Annotated in this window: 16 protein-coding genes and 1 tRNA gene; 12 read left to right on the forward strand and 5 right to left on the reverse strand. The window is 62.6% G+C overall.

All coding sequences use genetic code 11. The features are described from left to right. The first annotated feature begins 23 nt into the window (after positions 1 to 23). From WC704_RS02895 to WC704_RS02910, 4 genes are read left to right on the forward strand one after another with little or no spacing between them, the layout of a single operon-like run. Complete coding sequence (locus tag WC704_RS02895) at positions 24 to 302, forward strand: AbrB/MazE/SpoVT family DNA-binding domain-containing protein (protein ID WP_372888470.1); 279 nt, start codon at positions 24 to 26, stop codon at positions 300 to 302. Beyond that, complete coding sequence (locus WC704_RS02900; RefSeq protein ID WP_372888471.1) at positions 299 to 709, forward strand: type II toxin-antitoxin system VapC family toxin; 411 nt, start codon at positions 299 to 301, stop codon at positions 707 to 709. Before WC704_RS02895 ends, WC704_RS02900 begins: the two co-directional genes overlap by 4 nt. Further along, a complete protein-coding gene (gene gatB / locus WC704_RS02905) occupies positions 706 to 2187 on the forward strand; it encodes an Asp-tRNA(Asn)/Glu-tRNA(Gln) amidotransferase subunit GatB (protein WP_372888472.1) in 1482 nt (493 codons plus the stop codon). Before WC704_RS02900 ends, gatB begins: the two co-directional genes overlap by 4 nt. 27 nt (positions 2188 to 2214) lie before the next feature. Further along, positions 2215 to 3057: a hypothetical protein gene (locus WC704_RS02910; protein WP_372888473.1), complete on the forward strand. Its 843-nt coding sequence runs from the start codon at positions 2215 to 2217 to the stop codon at positions 3055 to 3057. A 48-nt stretch (positions 3058 to 3105) separates the two neighbouring features. On the opposite strand, the gene WC704_RS02915 is transcribed toward WC704_RS02910, so the two are convergent. Beyond that, the gene (locus tag WC704_RS02915) at positions 3106 to 3318 is read right to left on the reverse strand and encodes a hypothetical protein (RefSeq protein ID WP_372888474.1); all 213 of its coding nucleotides are present in this window, start codon (positions 3316 to 3318) and stop codon (positions 3106 to 3108) included. Continuing rightward, on the reverse strand, positions 3315 to 3494 hold the full coding sequence (locus WC704_RS02920; protein WP_372888475.1) for a hypothetical protein: 180 nt from the start codon (positions 3492 to 3494) through the stop codon (positions 3315 to 3317). Before WC704_RS02920 ends, WC704_RS02915 begins: the two co-directional genes overlap by 4 nt. Positions 3495 to 3625: 131 nt before the next feature. Between WC704_RS02920 and WC704_RS02925 the strand changes: the two genes are divergently transcribed. The 7 genes from WC704_RS02925 (at position 3626) to WC704_RS02955 (ending at position 10112) form a co-directional block, all read left to right on the forward strand. Continuing rightward, positions 3626 to 3710: transfer RNA gene (locus tag WC704_RS02925), tRNA-Leu, on the forward strand. A gap of 61 nt (positions 3711 to 3771) precedes the next feature. Beyond that, positions 3772 to 5418: a trigger factor gene (tig, locus tag WC704_RS02930; RefSeq protein ID WP_372888720.1), complete on the forward strand. Its 1647-nt coding sequence runs from the start codon at positions 3772 to 3774 to the stop codon at positions 5416 to 5418. 170 nt (positions 5419 to 5588) lie between these two features. Further along, positions 5589 to 6554, forward strand: coding sequence for a glycosyltransferase family 2 protein (locus WC704_RS02935; RefSeq protein ID WP_372888476.1), 966 nt, complete (start codon positions 5589 to 5591; stop codon positions 6552 to 6554). Between the two features lie 76 nt (positions 6555 to 6630). Next, positions 6631 to 7305, forward strand: coding sequence for an ATP-dependent Clp protease proteolytic subunit (locus WC704_RS02940; RefSeq protein ID WP_010403211.1), 675 nt, complete (start codon positions 6631 to 6633; stop codon positions 7303 to 7305). Positions 7306 to 7450: 145 nt separating this feature from the next. After that, complete coding sequence (gene clpX, locus WC704_RS02945) at positions 7451 to 8719, forward strand: ATP-dependent Clp protease ATP-binding subunit ClpX (protein WP_372888477.1); 1269 nt, start codon at positions 7451 to 7453, stop codon at positions 8717 to 8719. 65 nt (positions 8720 to 8784) lie between these two features. Further along, on the forward strand, positions 8785 to 9300 hold the full coding sequence (locus tag WC704_RS02950) for a GNAT family N-acetyltransferase (protein ID WP_372888478.1): 516 nt from the start codon (positions 8785 to 8787) through the stop codon (positions 9298 to 9300). Positions 9301 to 9437: 137 nt separating this feature from the next. Next, a complete protein-coding gene (locus WC704_RS02955; RefSeq protein WP_372888479.1) occupies positions 9438 to 10112 on the forward strand; it encodes a DUF4893 domain-containing protein in 675 nt (224 codons plus the stop codon). 6 nt (positions 10113 to 10118) lie between these two features. Here WC704_RS02955 and WC704_RS02960 read toward each other — a convergent pair whose 3' ends face one another. The 3 genes from WC704_RS02960 to WC704_RS02970 are packed head-to-tail and all read right to left on the reverse strand — an operon-like array spanning position 10119 to position 13103. Further along, positions 10119 to 10715, reverse strand: a complete 597-nt coding sequence (locus tag WC704_RS02960; protein ID WP_372888480.1) for an isoprenylcysteine carboxylmethyltransferase family protein — start codon at positions 10713 to 10715, stop codon at positions 10119 to 10121. 46 nt (positions 10716 to 10761) lie between these two features. Further along, on the reverse strand, positions 10762 to 12492 hold the full coding sequence (locus WC704_RS02965; protein ID WP_372888481.1) for a M1 family metallopeptidase: 1731 nt from the start codon (positions 12490 to 12492) through the stop codon (positions 10762 to 10764). Then, positions 12489 to 13103, reverse strand: coding sequence for a hypothetical protein (locus tag WC704_RS02970; protein ID WP_372888482.1), 615 nt, complete (start codon positions 13101 to 13103; stop codon positions 12489 to 12491). The genes WC704_RS02965 and WC704_RS02970 overlap by 4 nt, the downstream gene beginning before the upstream one ends. A 127-nt stretch (positions 13104 to 13230) precedes the next feature. Here WC704_RS02970 and lon point away from each other — a divergent pair, with 127 nt between their 5' ends. Next, positions 13231 to 15684, forward strand: coding sequence for an endopeptidase La (lon, locus tag WC704_RS02975; RefSeq protein WP_372888483.1), 2454 nt, complete (start codon positions 13231 to 13233; stop codon positions 15682 to 15684). Positions 15685 to 15760: the final 76 nt, after the last annotated feature.

Below are 15760 nucleotides of genomic sequence, written 5' to 3' on the forward strand. Positions count from 1 at the left end.
CGCCAAAATGGTAATACCGTACCATGAGCAAGCTCAGCAATCTGACGGTCAAAGGCCAAGTCACCATCCCCAAGGATGTTCGCGACGCGCTCGGGCTTAAGCCGAATGAGCCGGTCGAGATCGATTGGCGGGGTGGAGACGAAGCCGTGATTCGCAAGCCGAAGCTGGATCGCGAGGCGGAGGTGCAGCGCCTGATTGCCGAGATGCGCGCGGCATCCGATCGCTTCGCGCACCTTCGCGAGAACCGGTCGACCGATGAGATCATGCAGGAAATCCGTGGCGACGATCCCTTCCTCTCGTGATTCTTGTTGATACGAACGTGTTGATCGATCTGCGCGATCGCGATCCGGCGTGGGAGCCGTGGTCGATGCGCGCGGTTGCGCTGGCGCGCCTCGCGGGGCCGGTCGGGACGACTGCCGTCACCGTTGGAGAGCTTGCCTCACGCGGGGGTACGCTTGTGGAGTTGCGAGAGCTGTGCTCGGCGTTCGGCATTCCGCTCTTGCCGTTGAGCGTGGCTGGAGCGTACCACGCCGGGCAGGCGCACCGTGCCTATCGGGCTGCAGGGGGCGGGCGCGAGAAGCTGCTTGCCGATTTCCTGATTGGCGGCGAGGCCGAAGCGCTTGGCGCACACTTGTTAACGCGTGACCCTCGCCCGTATCGCCGTTATTTCCCAGACCTGACCCTTATCACACCCGAGACCGACGCATGACCGAATCCCCCTACACCATCCGCGGCGAAACCGGCGACTGGGAGGTCGTGGTCGGCCTCGAAGTCCATGCGCAGATCACCACCAATGCCAAGCTCTTCTCGGGCGCGGCGACCGCGTTTGGCGCGGAGCCCAACACGCAAGTGTCGCTGGTCGATGCCGCGATGCCGGGGATGCTGCCCGTGCCCAACCGCGAATGCATCCGCCAGGCGGTGCGCACCGGCATGGCGATCGAGGCGCAGATCAACACATGGTCGCGGTTCGACCGCAAGAACTATTTCTATGCCGATTTGCCGCAGGGCTACCAGATCAGCCAGCTTTACCACCCGTTGGTGGGCGAGGGCGCGATCGACATCAGCCTGGACGACAAGAACCCTGATGCGCACGGCAAGCGCATCGGCGTCGAGCGCATCCATGTCGAGCAGGATGCCGGCAAGTTGATGCACGATCAGCACCCGACGCGCTCTTATGTCGATCTCAACCGCTCGGGCGTCGCGCTGATGGAAATCGTGTCCAAGCCCGACATGACGTCTCCTGCCGAAGCAGGGGCTTATCTGCGCAAGCTCAGATCGATCCTGCGCTATGTTGGGTCGTGCGACGGCAATATGGAAGAAGGCTCGATGCGCGCGGACGTCAATGTCAGCGTGCGTAAGGCAGGCGAGCCGCTGGGCACGCGCACCGAGACCAAGAACGTCAATTCGGTGCGCTTCGTGATGGCGGTGGTCGAGCAGGAAGCGCGCCGCCAGGTCGAGGTGCTGGAGGATGGCGGGCGCATCGTCCAGGAAACGCGGCTGTACGACCCTGACCGTAACGAAACGCGCTCGATGCGGTCGAAGGAAGATGCGCACGATTACCGCTACTTCCCCGATCCTGACCTGCTGCCGCTTGAACTCGACGAGGTGTTCCTCGCCGAATGCCGCGCGTCGCTGCCCGAACTACCCGACACCAAGCGCCGTCGTTTCGAAGCGCTTGGCATCACGCCTTATGCGGCGGCGGTGCTGACGGCGGAGGTCGAGGCGGCGCGCTGGTTCGATGCGCTGCTCGATTGCGGCGCGGCGCCGGTCGCGGCGGCCAATTGGACGACATCGGAGCTGTTCGGCGCGCTCAACCGCACCGGCAAGGACATTGAAAACGCGCCGGTCAGCCCGGCGCAGGCGGCGGAACTGCTCGGCCTGATCGGCGATGGCACGCTGTCGAGCACGCTCGCCAAGCAGGTGTTCGAGATCATGCTCGAAACCGGGCAGGGCGCCGCCGCCGTGGTTGAAGAACATGGCCTGAAGCAGACCAGCGACACCGGCGAAATCGAACGCGTCATCGCCGACGTGATGGCCGCCAACGCCGACAAGGTCGCCGAGTATCGCGGCGGCAAGGACAAATTGTTCGGCTTCTTCGTCGGCCAGACGATGAAGGCGATGGGCGGCAAGGCCAATCCGGGCGTGGTGAATGAGGTGTTGAAAAGAATACTTTCCGCGGATAGATGAAGATACGTCTATATAGGGGAGAGGTGCATGTTACGGAAATTCGCTATACTTATGGCGCTTAGCGTAACACAGGCCGCCTCTGCGCAGGTTTTTGACAATAACAGTGTGGTAACGTTAGGGAAGGCTGGCCTTGGCGAAGCTGCCATCATCGCTAAGGTGAATAGCCTTCCTTGTGCTTATGACGTTTCAACCGATGGATTAATCGCCCTGAAACGCGCGGGTGTTACGGATGGTATCATAACGGCTATGGTAAGTCGATGCGTTGCCTCCACCCGTGCGCAAGGTGGGGAGATCAATTCGTCTGATCCAATGGTTAAACATGCACCGGGTATATATTTGGCTGTAGATTGGGTGAAGCCTGCCCAACTGTCCCTTATCCGGCCTGTTGTCAGCAGCGGAAACCGCACGACCGGGAACGGTAGTATTTTGTTTCCCTTGAAGAACCTTCTCGTGCTTCCTCAGGCTGAGAGTAGAAATATTGCGTCGTCGAAGAATCCCACATTTTATTTCTACTTTGATGCGGCCGATCGTAACGTCAGCGATTTTGGGGTTGACCGTTCCATTGCGGCACAGTCGCCTAGCGAATTCAGCTTGGTCCGGTTTAAAAAGAAGGGGAATGCTCGCGAGATCGAGGTAGGTCGAATGTCGGCATACTTCTCGATCAATTTACGGAAGGGCGTCAATGAAAAGGACACTGCGGCCTTTTCCGCGACGGAGGTTGGCGATGGGATTTTCAAAGTAAGCGCTAACAACGATATGCTTCCAGGCGAATACGCGTTCATCTTCTCAGGCGAAAGCGGGAGGTCCAGAGTTTACGACTTTTCCGTCGTCCCCGCACCGGATGCTGTCGGTCCCGTTACCGTGAGGTAACGCTGACAAAGGGCAAGAGTCTTCGCTTCCCTCGTCGGATAGCGAGACTTACTGCCCGTCATCCCCCTGATTCTTCACCACACCGCCTGTTCCGCCAACGCCGTCAGGCATTCCGGCGGAGGTGAACGCATCGGGTTCCTTGCCGCCTTCGCCGCACTCGACTGCGTCCTTGCGGGCTTCGACTTTCTGCTGGAGGTCGCTACGCGGATCGGTGTTGTCGCGGGGATCGTCGAGCGGGCCCTTGTTGATCTCGTCGCTCACCCAAAATCCCCCGTCAGGCCGGTATCGGTCGGCTGGAACGGTTCGTCGCCCGGCGTTGCGTCGGGAGCGGGGAAGTCCACGTCGGGGGTCGGGCTTGGCAATTCGGTTGGCACCGGGTCGGGCTGGCCGGGTTCGCTCGGGAAGGGCGGCAATTCGGTTGGGGGCGTGGTGGCCATGATGATTCTCCTCGATGTTGAACAACGCGCGAGCATCGTCGGCGGTTGCGCAATATAAAGCCAGTCTGTTTGCGCGCTTGCCCCCGGCCATAGGGCTGGTATAGACGCGCCCCACACCGGCGGTGTCCCATGCGGGCGTGGCGGAACTGGTAGACGCAGCAGGTTTAGGTCCTGCCATCGCAAGATGTGGGGGTTCGAGTCCCTTCGCCCGCACCAGGCCGCCCGTGGCAAACGGGCGGTAGCCATCAGAAATTCCTGTAAAAGGCACGACTTGAGTATGCAAACTGTCGAGACGTTGAACGAGGGGCTGAAGCGCGCCTACACGCTGAAGATCACCGCGAAGGACATCGATTCGCGCGTGGACGCCGAACTGAAGCGCGTTGCGCCAACGGTGCGGATGCCCGGCTTCCGCCCCGGCAAGGTTCCCGCGAACCTCGTGCGCAAGATGCACGGCGAGGCGCTGATGCAGGATGCGCTCAACACCTCGATCCAGCAGGGCATCCAGGAGTTGATCGCCGAGCACAAGTTGCGCCCCGCGCTGCAGCCCTCGGTCAGCCTCGATGACGGCTATGAACTCGGCAAGGATGCCGATGTGAAGGTCGAGCTGGAAGTGCTCCCCGACGTGCCGACCCCCGCGATCGACAATCTGAAGCTCGAGCGCCTGACCGTTCCCGCCGACGACGCCGTCGTGCAGGAGCAGCTCCAGAAGTTCGCCGACCAGCAGAAGCGCTGGGAAGAGGCCGATGCGGCGTATGACGCCAAGACCGGCGATCTCGTCGTGCTCGATTTCGTCGGCAAGGTCGACGGCGTTGCGTTCGAGGGCGGCACTGGCGAGGACATGTCGGTCGAAATCGGTTCGGGTCGCCTGATCCCCGGTTTTGAGGAGCAGGTTGTCGGCGTGAAGGCCGGTGACGAGCGTCAGATCAACGTGAGCTTCCCCGAGGATTATCAGGCCAAGGAACTCGCAGGCAAGGCCGCGACCTTTGATCTGACGGTCAAGACCGTGAAGACCGCGGGCGAGACCAAGATTGACGACGAACTCGCCACCTCGCTCGGCCTGCAGAGCCTTGAGCAGCTCACCGGTCTGCTCAAGGGTCAGATCGAGCAGGAGCTGAACGGCCTGACGCGCACCCACATGAAGCGCAAGCTGCTCGACCAGCTCGCCGAAGGCCATGATTTCGAAGTGCCGCCGTCGATGGTCGAAGCCGAATTCGACCAGATTTGGCAGCAGCTCCAGCACGAAGCGACGCATGAGGAAGACCCGGCAGCCGCGCTCGCCGAGATGGAATCCGAGCGCGACGATTACCGCAAGATCGCCGAGCGCCGCGTTCGCCTGGGCCTGTTGCTGAGCGAAATCGGCCAGGCCAATGGCGTCGAAGTCAGCCAGCAGGAAATGAACCGGCTGATCGCGCAGGCTGCGCAGCAATACGGCCCTGAGGACCGCAAGCGCTTCCTGCAATACATCCAACAGGAGCCGATGGCGGCAGCACAGCTTCGCGCGCCGCTGTACGAAGACAAGGTCGTCGACTTCCTGTTCGAAAAGGCCGAAGTCAGCGATCGCGAAGTGACGCGCGAAGAGCTGGAAGCGGCAATCGAGAGCGAAGAAGGTTTCTCGACCGGCACGCACAGCCACGATCACGAAAACCACAAGCCCAAGGCCGCCAAGAAGGCCGCGTCGAAGAAAGCCAAGGCTTCGACCGACGACGCGCAGGAAATGGAAGCCGCCGACATCGAACCTGCCGCCGCTGGTGATGCGCTGGTTGAAGCCGAGCCGGTGAAGAAGGCCGCGACCAAGAAGGCCCCCGCCAAGAAGTCTGTTGCGGCTGAGCCCGCCGCCAACGAAGGTGAAGCCGAAGCGGCTCCGGCGCCTGCCAAGAAGGCTCCCGCCAAGAAGAAGGCTGCTGCTACCGATACGGCAGAATAAGCGTCCTTTCGCATCTGCACGTCGTCACCCCCGGGGCTTGCCTCGGGGGTGATGTCGTTTCGGGGGGAAGCGTTCGGCAAGACGGGTGGGAAGACATTACCAACGCTTCCGGTGGCTCCCCTGTTACAAAGGGGGTCGAACCGATCACCATTCACCCCTATGGCAGAGCCATGACCACGCGCATCGCCATCCTGCTGCCCTGTTATAACGAGAGTGCCGCCATCGCGCAGACGGTGGCCGGGTTCCGTGCCGCGCTGCCGGATGCGACGATTTACGTCTACGATAACAACAGCTCCGACGACACCGTTGCGGTGGCGCGCGCCGCGGGTGCGATCGTGCGGACCGAGCGGATGCAGGGCAAGGGCAACGTCGTCCGCCGCATGTTCGCCGATGTCGATGCCGATATCTATGTGATGGCCGATGGCGACGCGACCTATGACGCGACCGTCGCGCCTGCGTTGGTACAGCGCCTGCTTGACGAGCAGCTCGACATGGTGGTCGGCAGTCGCGTGACCGAGGTCACCGCCGCCTATCGCCGGGGCCATGTGCTGGGCAACAAGGCGATGACCGGGCTATTGGCACAATTGTTCGGGCGCAGCTTCACCGATATTTTCTCGGGCTACCGTGTGTTTTCCCGGCGATTCGTGAAGAGTTTTCCGGTGTTGTCGTCGGGTTTCGAGATCGAAACCGAGATCAGCGTCCATGCGCTCGAACTCAAGATGCCGGTGGGCGAGATCGAAACACCCTATTTCGCGCGGCCCGAAGGATCGGTGTCGAAGCTCAGCACCTATCGCGATGGCTTCCGCATCGCGCGCACGATCGTGACGCTGTACCGGATCGAGCGGCCGCTCTTGTTCTTCGGTGTGATTGCGGGCCTGCTGTTCGCCGCCGCTTTGGCGTTCGGCATCCCCTTGGTCATTACCTATATGCACACCCATCTCGTGCCGCGTTTGCCGACGGCGGTGATGGCGACCGGGCTGACGATTCTCGCGGCGCTGAACGTGTTTACCGGGCTGATTCTCGATACGGTGGTGCGTGGTCGGCGTGAGGTGCGGCGGCTGGCGTATCTGGCGCACCGCGCACCCGGCGGTGACGATCGCCGTATCGACCAAGGTGCTATGGCAGGCGGGGCTTGAACTCGTTTCCGCCAGCGCCGATGTATGCGGTACGAATTTCCGTTCTTCTCGGGGCATAAGGACTAAAAGGCTCATCATGCGCAATCCGTTCGACACCGGCGACTTTCTGGCTCCCATTCAAGATGGCCTTGTGCCGATCGTGGTGGAGCAATCGAACCGCGGCGAACGCTCGTTCGACATCTATTCGCGTCTGTTGCGCGAGCGGATCATCTTCGTAACGGGCGGCGTTGAGGATCATATGGCGGCGGTCATCACCGCGCAGCTCCTGTTCCTCGAATCGGAAAATCCGAAGAAGGACATCTTCATGTACATCAACTCGCCGGGCGGGGTCGTCACGGCGGGCATGGCGATCCATGACACGATGCAGTACATCCGCCCGCGCGTCGGCACGGTCTGCATCGGTCAGGCGGCGTCGATGGGCAGCTTCCTGCTCGCCGCCGGTGAGCCGGGGATGCGGGTTGCGCTGACCAACGCGCGCATCATGATTCATCAGCCTTCGGGCGGGGCGCAGGGCATGGCATCGGATATCCAGATTCAGGCCAAGGAAATCCAGCGCATCAAGAACCGGATGAACTCGCTTTATGCGCAGTACACTGGCAAGCCGATCGAAGAGATTGAGCGGGCGATGGACCGTGACACCTTCCTCGAGGCGCATGAGGCCAAGGACTTTGGTCTGGTTGACCAGGTGTTCGACAAGCGTCCGGCGCTGCCCGATGATTCGAGCACGCCGCCTGCTTTGACTTCGGCTTGAAGTGGTTTTTAGGTGGCGGGGCTTCGAAAGGCGTCCCGCTACCGTATTTATACGGCAATTTTGGTGATTGTCGGATTGCGCGGGGTCAGTCTAGGATAGGCACCCCGCATATGTGCGCCCGCTGGTGGCGCCAAGGATGGTTTGAATGACAAAGCTCAGCGGCGGCGACTCGAAGAGCACGCTTTATTGCTCCTTCTGCGGGAAGTCGCAGCATGAGGTGCGCAAGCTGATTGCGGGCCCAACCGTATTCATCTGCGATGAATGCGTCGAATTGTGCAACGACATCATCCGCGAGGAAACCAAGTCGGCCTTGGTCTCCAAGAAGGATGGTGGCGTCCCCACGCCGCAGGAAATCTGCGACGTGCTTGATGATTATGTGATCGGGCAGAAGCGCGCCAAGCGCGTGCTCTCGGTGGCGGTGCACAACCATTACAAGCGCCTCAACCACGGCCAGAAGGGGGCCGATGTCGAGCTCGCCAAGTCCAACATCCTGCTCGTCGGCCCGACCGGCTGCGGCAAGACGTTGCTGGCGCAGACGCTCGCGCGCATTCTCGACGTGCCCTTTACGATGGCCGATGCGACGACGCTGACCGAGGCGGGTTATGTCGGTGAGGATGTCGAGAACATCATCCTCAAGCTGCTCCAGGCGTCCGACTATAATGTCGAGCGCGCGCAGCGCGGGATCGTGTATATCGACGAAATCGACAAGATCAGCCGCAAGGCCGAGAACCCGTCGATCACGCGCGACGTGTCGGGCGAGGGCGTGCAACAGGCGCTGCTCAAGCTGATGGAAGGCACCACCGCCAGCGTCCCGCCGCAGGGTGGCCGCAAGCATCCGCAGCAGGAGTTCCTGCAGGTCGACACGACCAATATCCTGTTCATCTGCGGCGGTGCGTTTAGCGGCCTCGAGAAGATCATCGGCGATCGTCTGCAGGGCAAGTCGATCGGCTTCGGGGCCTATGTCGCGTCCCCTGAGGAACGCCGCACGGGTGAAACGCTCAAGTCGGTCGAGCCCGAGGATTTGCTGAAGTTCGGCTTGATCCCAGAATTCGTCGGTCGCTTGCCGGTGATCGCGACGCTCGAGGATCTCGATGTGCCCGCGCTCGTCACCATCCTGACCGAGCCGAAGAACGCGCTCGTCAAACAATATCAGAAGCTGTTCGACATGGAGGCGGTCAAGCTCGGCTTTACCGATGATGCGCTGGTGCAAGTCGCCAAGAAGGCGATCGAGCGCAAGACCGGCGCGCGTGGGCTGCGCTCGATCCTTGAGGGCATCTTGCTCGACACGATGTTCGATCTGCCCGGCATGGACGGGGTCGATGAAGTGATGATCGACAAGGACGTGATCGACGGCCGCAAGGAACCGATCCGCGTCTATGCCAAGAAAGAAAAGACCGGGGCCGGGGCTGCGTGACCCCGGCGCCGCGCTCCACTCCGATCGGTGTCGCTGACGACGCCGATCGGGGAAGGATCGCGGCGATGCTGGCCCGTGCCTTCGCCGATGATCCGGCGATGGCGTATATTTTCCCCGATCCCGCCGAGCGCGCTTGTCGGTTACCCCGGCTTTTCGCGCTGCTGTTCGATGCGGATGCCTATTCCGGTTTGCGTCTGATCGCGGGGGACTGTGCGGCGGCGACACTGTGGCGCGCGCCGGGACATGGCAAAACCTCGCCGCTTGATATGGTGATGCAGGCCTGGCCGTTGTGGCGTGCGTTGGGCGGTGCGGTCGGGCGCGCATTGACAGTCTCCAACGCGATCGACGCACATTTTCCCTCGGGCAAGCTGTGGTATCTGCACGTGGCCGGATGCGATCCGGCGGTGCAGGGCAAGGGCGTCGGTCGCGCGATCGTGCAGGCGGGTCTCGATCGCATCGCCGGTGACGGCCTGCCGATCTATCTCGAAACCGCCAATGAGCGGAATTTGGGGTTTTACGCAGGGTTGGGGTTTACGATGACAGAGGCGTGGCAGGTGCCGCGCGGTGGCCCGCGCTTCTGATCGATGGTGCGCGGGTAAGCGCGCCCAAGGAACCTGTCCCCGTCGGCGTCGTTTACGATCCGTTAACCTTTCGCCTTTACCAATTGTTAACGCGCAGCAGCGCCCATCACGCATCGAAAATCTGGAGAACGACCGCCATGCGTTTCGCATCGACGCTTCTTGCTCTCGCGCCCTTGATGGCGGTCGGCGCGCTGCTTTCAGGGTGTATGGCGGGAACCGCGCGGCCGCGCGCGGCGATCGGCAAGGTCGCGACGGCGCCGGGTTGGGCGGGTTCGATCACTCCGGGCGATCGAACTCTGCTCGAGGCCCTGCCGGCGACATGGGAGCGCGCGCGGGCGAGCGTGCCGCAACGGTTGAAGGCGAAGCTCAATGCCGAAGGGCCGCTGGTCCAGCCCGGAGCTGCACTGGAACTCCCCGCACTCCCGCCCGGTCCCTATTATTGTCGGCTGGTGCGCCTGGGAGGGGCGCACGGTCTCGACACCTTCAAACCCGATTTCTGCAATGTCGATGGCACGACGCACAACCTGTCCTTCACCAAGCAGAGCGGGACGATCCTGCCGGGCGGTTGGCTGTTCCCGGATACCGACAAGCGGCAAGTGTTCCTCGGCACTTTCCGACCGGCGCGGGCGAACAGCGCGCCACCGTACAGCGTGGACCCCAAACAGGATGTGGCGGGCGTGGTCGAGCGCGTCGCGCCGTTTCGCTGGCGATTGGTGCTGACGCGGGCGGGGCAGGGCGCGTTGCTCGATATCTATGAGCTCGTTCCGGTCACGCCGCAGGTGCAGGGGGCCGTGCCCGCCATACCCGGCTAAGCCGCGTCAGAACACGCCCGGTACGAAGCGCTTCACGCGCGCGGCATAGCCATCGTAATCGGGGAAGGTCGCGCGCAGCACCGCTTCCTCATGGCGCACGCGCATCCAGGTGCCGAGCGCGAACAGTGGCGCTCCCGCGATCAGGTTGAGCGTGTGGCCATAGGCGATCGCCATTGCCAGCGTGAACAGCGCCATCGCCACGTAAATTGGGTTGCGGATAACCGCGAACGGACCCGATTGCACCAAAGTGCCGTCATCGCGGGTGCGTGCAACGAGCGCCCAATTGCGGCCCATTGCGCGGGATGACGAATCGAACAGCCACACCGCCCCGAGCATCAGCACCAGCACGATCGCGCCCTCGATCAGCGCCGTGGCGGAGGCGGGATCGAGATCGACCCGGATCGGACCAAATCCGACGATACCGATCCCAATTCCCTGCAGCACGATCCCCCAGATCGAGGCATTGCTGCGACGTGCATCGGGACTCTTCGGGCTTTTTACGCCACGTGCGCGGGCGCGGAGCAGCGCCACCAGGAAAACGCCAATCCCGACACCGAGCGCGATCAAGCCGGGAAGTCCAACAGGATCGGTCAAAAATCGCATCGCAGTCTCCAGAGTATGGCTGTATTATATAAATAACACGCACCCGTCAATTGGCGGCGCGCAGCCGCCGCGTCTGGGCATCGCGCCATGCCTGAAATTGCTCGATCGCGACCGAGCGCCGCAGCAGCCGGGCATTGGGGTCGATCACGACATGCGCGCGTTTCGGCACGGGCAGGCTGCCCACGCCCCCCGCCATAGGCAGCGTCACGATCCGGCCGTCGATCTGCACCTCGACCGGCATTGGGAACACCCGCCCGCCGGGCGCCTGCCAGCGCAGTGCAAGGCGCGTTGCGCTGCGCGTTTCGATCAGTTCGGGCAGCGCCGCCTGGCGCAGATAGACGTCGAAGAACCAGCCATAATCCTTGCCGGTCACGCGCCGCACGAAGCGTTCATATTCCGCCGTCGAGCCGTAACGCGGGGTGAAATTGCCCGGCCGTGGATCGATCCGCCCGTACACCGCCAGCCGCGTGACATCGCGAAACGCGCGGTCGCCGATCAGGTTACGCAGCGTGTGGAGCATCCACGCGCCCTTGTAATAGATGTCCTGGCCCGGCCCGCCTTTGTCGACCTCATACACCTCTTCCTCGGTGCGTACCTTGCCCGAAGTGATGGGGTGGAGGTTGGCGATCTTGCCGCGCTCGTCCGCCAGCATCGTCGCGTACCGCGCCTCACCCTCGCGCCAGCGACCGTAAAGCGGCTGCATGTACGTGCCATAGCCCTCGTGCAGCCAGTAATCATCCCAATTGGCCGCCGTCAGTTGATTGCCGAAATATTCATGGGCGAATTCGTGCTGGAACAGCCAGTCAAACCCTTCGGGCGCCTTGGCATACTCGTTGCCGTAGGCGTTGATCGTCTGGTGCTCCATGCCCTTATGCGGGGTCTCGACCACGCCGACCTTCTCGTCGCCAAACGGGTAGGGGCCGACCTCGCTTTCGAAGAAATCGAGCGTCGGGGCAAATTCGGCAAACAGCGCGCGCGCCTTGGCCTCCTCGCCCGGCAGGAACCAGTAGAACATCGGGATGCTGTTGCCGTAACGGCTCTTATAGACCCCCGAAATCTGCTCATACGGCCCGACGTTGAGCGCGATGCCATAGGTATTGGGGTGCTTGATCCGCCAGTTCCACACGGTGCGCCCGTCGGGCAGCGTGTCCACCCCCAGCAATTTGCCATTGGAGGGAGCCTTTAACCCCTTGGGCACGGTGATGTGCAGCGTGACGACGCCCGGCTCCCCGCTCGGGAAATCGAGGCATGGCCAGAACAGGTCGCAGCCATAGCCCTCCGCTGTGGTGGCGAACCACGGCGCGCCGCCGGGCGTGGTCGTCCACACCATGCCGCTGTCCCACGGCGCCTTGACCGCGACATGCGGCTGCCCGCCATAGCTGATGCGCGCGCCGACACGGGCTCCCTTGGCGATGCGATGCGGCAGCGTGATGACGAGCCGCCCTTCGGGGTTGCTCCAGGCGTCGGGTGCCAGCGCCGTGCCGTCGATGGCAATGGCATCGACCGGCAAGTTGCGATCGAGGTCGATGGCGAGGCGGTCAAGCGGGGCCTTGGCGGTGAAACTGAGCGTCGCGACACCGCGTAGCGTCTCGGTCTCGGGCAGAACCTCGAAGGAAAGGTCGGCGGCATCGAAACCCAATTTGGCCTGATCGGGATCGATCACCCCGCCCGAGCGTGCCGTCTGCGCGGTGATCGCGGGCTCGCCTTTTTTGGGCAGGGTGGCGGCACCGGTCAGCATCAGGCAGCCAAGGGCAAGCGCGAGTCTGGAAGCGATCATGAAGGGTCTAGCTCTACGGAAAAATCGGTGATGGTCATGCGCAGCTCCAACCGGCCATTTTGGAAAATGGAGGTGGTGCGCGGGAAGTGGATGCCTTGCGCGGAAACCGATCCGGCAAAGGACAGATGCTGCCGCACCAGCGCGCCCCGCGCGTCCGAGGCAACGATCGCATAATCGGCGGAGGCGATCCGATCATCGGGGCCGAGCGTCAGCGTAATCGCGGGGAAGCCGTCGCGAATGGCGCTCAGGCGGTGGCGTCCGGTCGCCGAAACCGATGCGGGGGCGAGCAACAAATAGGCATAGACCGCCAGCCGATGCCGTTCGAACAGCGCCTGCGGCCGTGGCAACGATGTTTGTGCACCATTATGGACCAGAAACGCGCTGTCGCGCTCGATCATCACGGTTTGCGTGGTGCTGCGTCCTTCGCTTGGCAGCCAAGTGTCGATGCGGGCGCGGGAAAAGGGCTCGATGCGGGTTTCGACCATCAAGTCAACGGGTGTGCGACCGATCAGGACGCGGGCGACACCGCTCCAGGCTACCACCCGCACGCGCGCCAATTGCGCCTGTCCGCCGGCCGCCGTCAGCGCGCGCTCGACGGGGTCGAGCGGCACGTGCGCGCAGGCCGGGAACGCGGAAAAAGCGATCGCCCCACCCAAAATCGTTCGGCGATTGATGCAACGGCAACTCCCCCCATATAAGGAACTAAGCCCGCGTCGTTGACGCGACCCCGGAGTATCCATGACCAAAGCTTCTTTCACCCCGTCCAAGTCCTCGTCGCCCACCCACGCTTACCCGGTGTTGCCGCTGCGCGACATCGTCGTGTTTCCCAACATGATCGTGCCGTTGTTCGTTGGTCGCGACAAGTCGGTCGCGGCTCTGGAGGCGGCGATGGCTGCCGACAAGGAGATTTTCCTCATCGCGCAGCTCGACCCGAGCGAGGATGATCCCGACCGCGACGATTTGTACGAAATCGGGGTGACCGCAGTCGTCCTGCAATTGCTGAAGCTGCCCGATGGCACGGTGCGCGTGCTGGTCGAGGGCAAGCAACGCGCGGCGTTGACCGGGCTGGTGCAGACCGAGGGTTATCTCGCCGCCGAAGTCGAAAAGCTTGCGGGCGATGACGGTGAAGAGGCGCTCGAGGCAGCCAGCACCGAGATGGCGGCACTGATGCGCTCGGTGGTCGAGCAGTTTGAGAGCTACGCAAAGCTCAACCGCAAGCTGCCCGCCGAAACCGCAGTTCAGCTCGGCGAGATCGAGGATGCGAGCAAGCTCGCCGACGCCGTTGCCGCCAACATTCAGGTCAAGGTGGCCGACAAGCAAGCGTTGCTGATCGAACGCGATCCGGCCAAGCGACTCGAGATGGTGTTCGCCTTCATGGAGGGCGAACTCGGCGTGCTGCAGGTCGAAAAAAAGATCAAAAGCCGCGTCAAGCGCCAGATGGAAAAGACGCAGCGCGAATACTATCTCAACGAGCAGTTGAAGGCGATCCAGCGTGAGCTGGGTAATGAGGGTGACGAAGGCGAAGGCGATGAAATCGCCGAGCTGACCAACAAGATCGCGACGCTGAAACTGTCCAAGGAAGCCCGCACCAAGGCGACGGCGGAGCTGAAGAAACTCAAGACGATGGCGCCGATGTCGGCCGAGGCGACCGTCGTGCGCAATTATCTCGACGTGTTGCTCGGCCTGCCGTGGGGCAAGAAGTCCAAGATCCGCAAGGACATTTCGGCGGCGCAAGCGGTGCTCGACGAGGACCATTATGCGCTGGAGAAGGTCAAGGACCGCATCATCGAATATCTCGCGGTGCAGGCGCGCACCAACAAGCTGAAAGGCCCGATCCTGTGCCTCGTCGGCCCGCCCGGCGTCGGCAAGACCAGCCTGGGCAAGTCGATCGCCAAGGCGACGGGGCGCGAATTTATCCGCCAATCGCTGGGCGGCGTGCGCGATGAGGCCGAGATTCGCGGCCATCGCCGCACCTATATCGGTTCGCTGCCCGGCAAGATCGTGACGAACCTCAAAAAGGCCGGCACCAGCAACCCGTTGTTCCTGCTCGATGAGATCGACAAGCTCGGCCAGGATTTTCGCGGTGATCCGGCCTCGGCACTGCTCGAAGTGCTCGATCCCGAACAGAATGCGAAGTTCAACGATCATTATCTCGAAATCGACGTCGATCTCTCGGATGTGATGTTCGTGACCACCGCGAACACGCTCAACCTGCCGCAGCCGCTGCTCGATCGCATGGAGATCATCCGGCTCGAGGGCTATACCGAGGATGAGAAGGTCGAGATCGCCGAGCGGCATCTGATCGCCAAGCAGATCGAGGCGCATGGGTTGAAAGAGGGCGAGTTCACGCTCACCACCGAAGGTCTGCGCGCGCTCATTCAGTTCTATACCCGCGAAGCCGGCGTTCGCACGCTGGAGCGCGAGATCGCCAAGCTCGCGCGCAAGGCACTACGGCGCATCCTCGAGGGCAAGGCTGAGAGCGTTACGGTGACACCGGACAATCTCTCGGACTTTGCGGGCGTGAAGAAATATCGCCACGGGCTGGGCGAGGAAGAAAACCAGATCGGCGCTGTTACGGGCCTCGCCTGGACCGAGGTCGGCGGCGAATTGCTGACGATCGAAAGCGTCACTGTGCCCGGGCGCGGTGCGGCGAAGATCACCGGCAAGCTCGGCGATGTGATGAAGGAATCGATCGAGACGGCGTTCAGCTTCATCAAGGCACGCTCGCCCTCTTACGGAATCAAGCCGAGCATCTTCGCGCGCAAGGATATCCACATCCATCTGCCCGAGGGTGCTGTGCCCAAGGATGGTCCGTCGGCGGGCATTGGCATCGTAACGGCAATCGTCTCGACGCTCACTGGCGTTCCGGTGCGCCGCGATATCGCCATGACGGGCGAGGTGACGCTGCGTGGCCGCGTGCTGCCGATCGGCGGCTTGAAGGAAAAGCTGCTCGCGGCGCTGCGCGGCGGAATCACCACCGTGCTCATCCCGCACGAGAATGAGAAGGATTTGGCGGAGATTCCGGCCAATATCCTGGATGGTTTGAAGATCATCCCGGTGGCGCATGTCGATGAAGTGCTGCGGCTGGCGCTGACCGGACCGCTCACCGCGATCGACTGGACCGAGGCTGACGACCTTGCCGCACAGCCGCCTGCCGGCGTCGCGCCGATTGGCGGTGAATTGCATCATTGATCGGATCGATTACCCGAAATGCCGCATTTCCGCCGATTTTAGGCCGGGGCCGTCGCTTTTTGTTTTGACAGCCCCG

The organism is Sphingomonas sp. (assembly GCF_041661885.1).
Lineage (GTDB): Bacteria > Pseudomonadota > Alphaproteobacteria > Sphingomonadales > Sphingomonadaceae > Sphingomonas.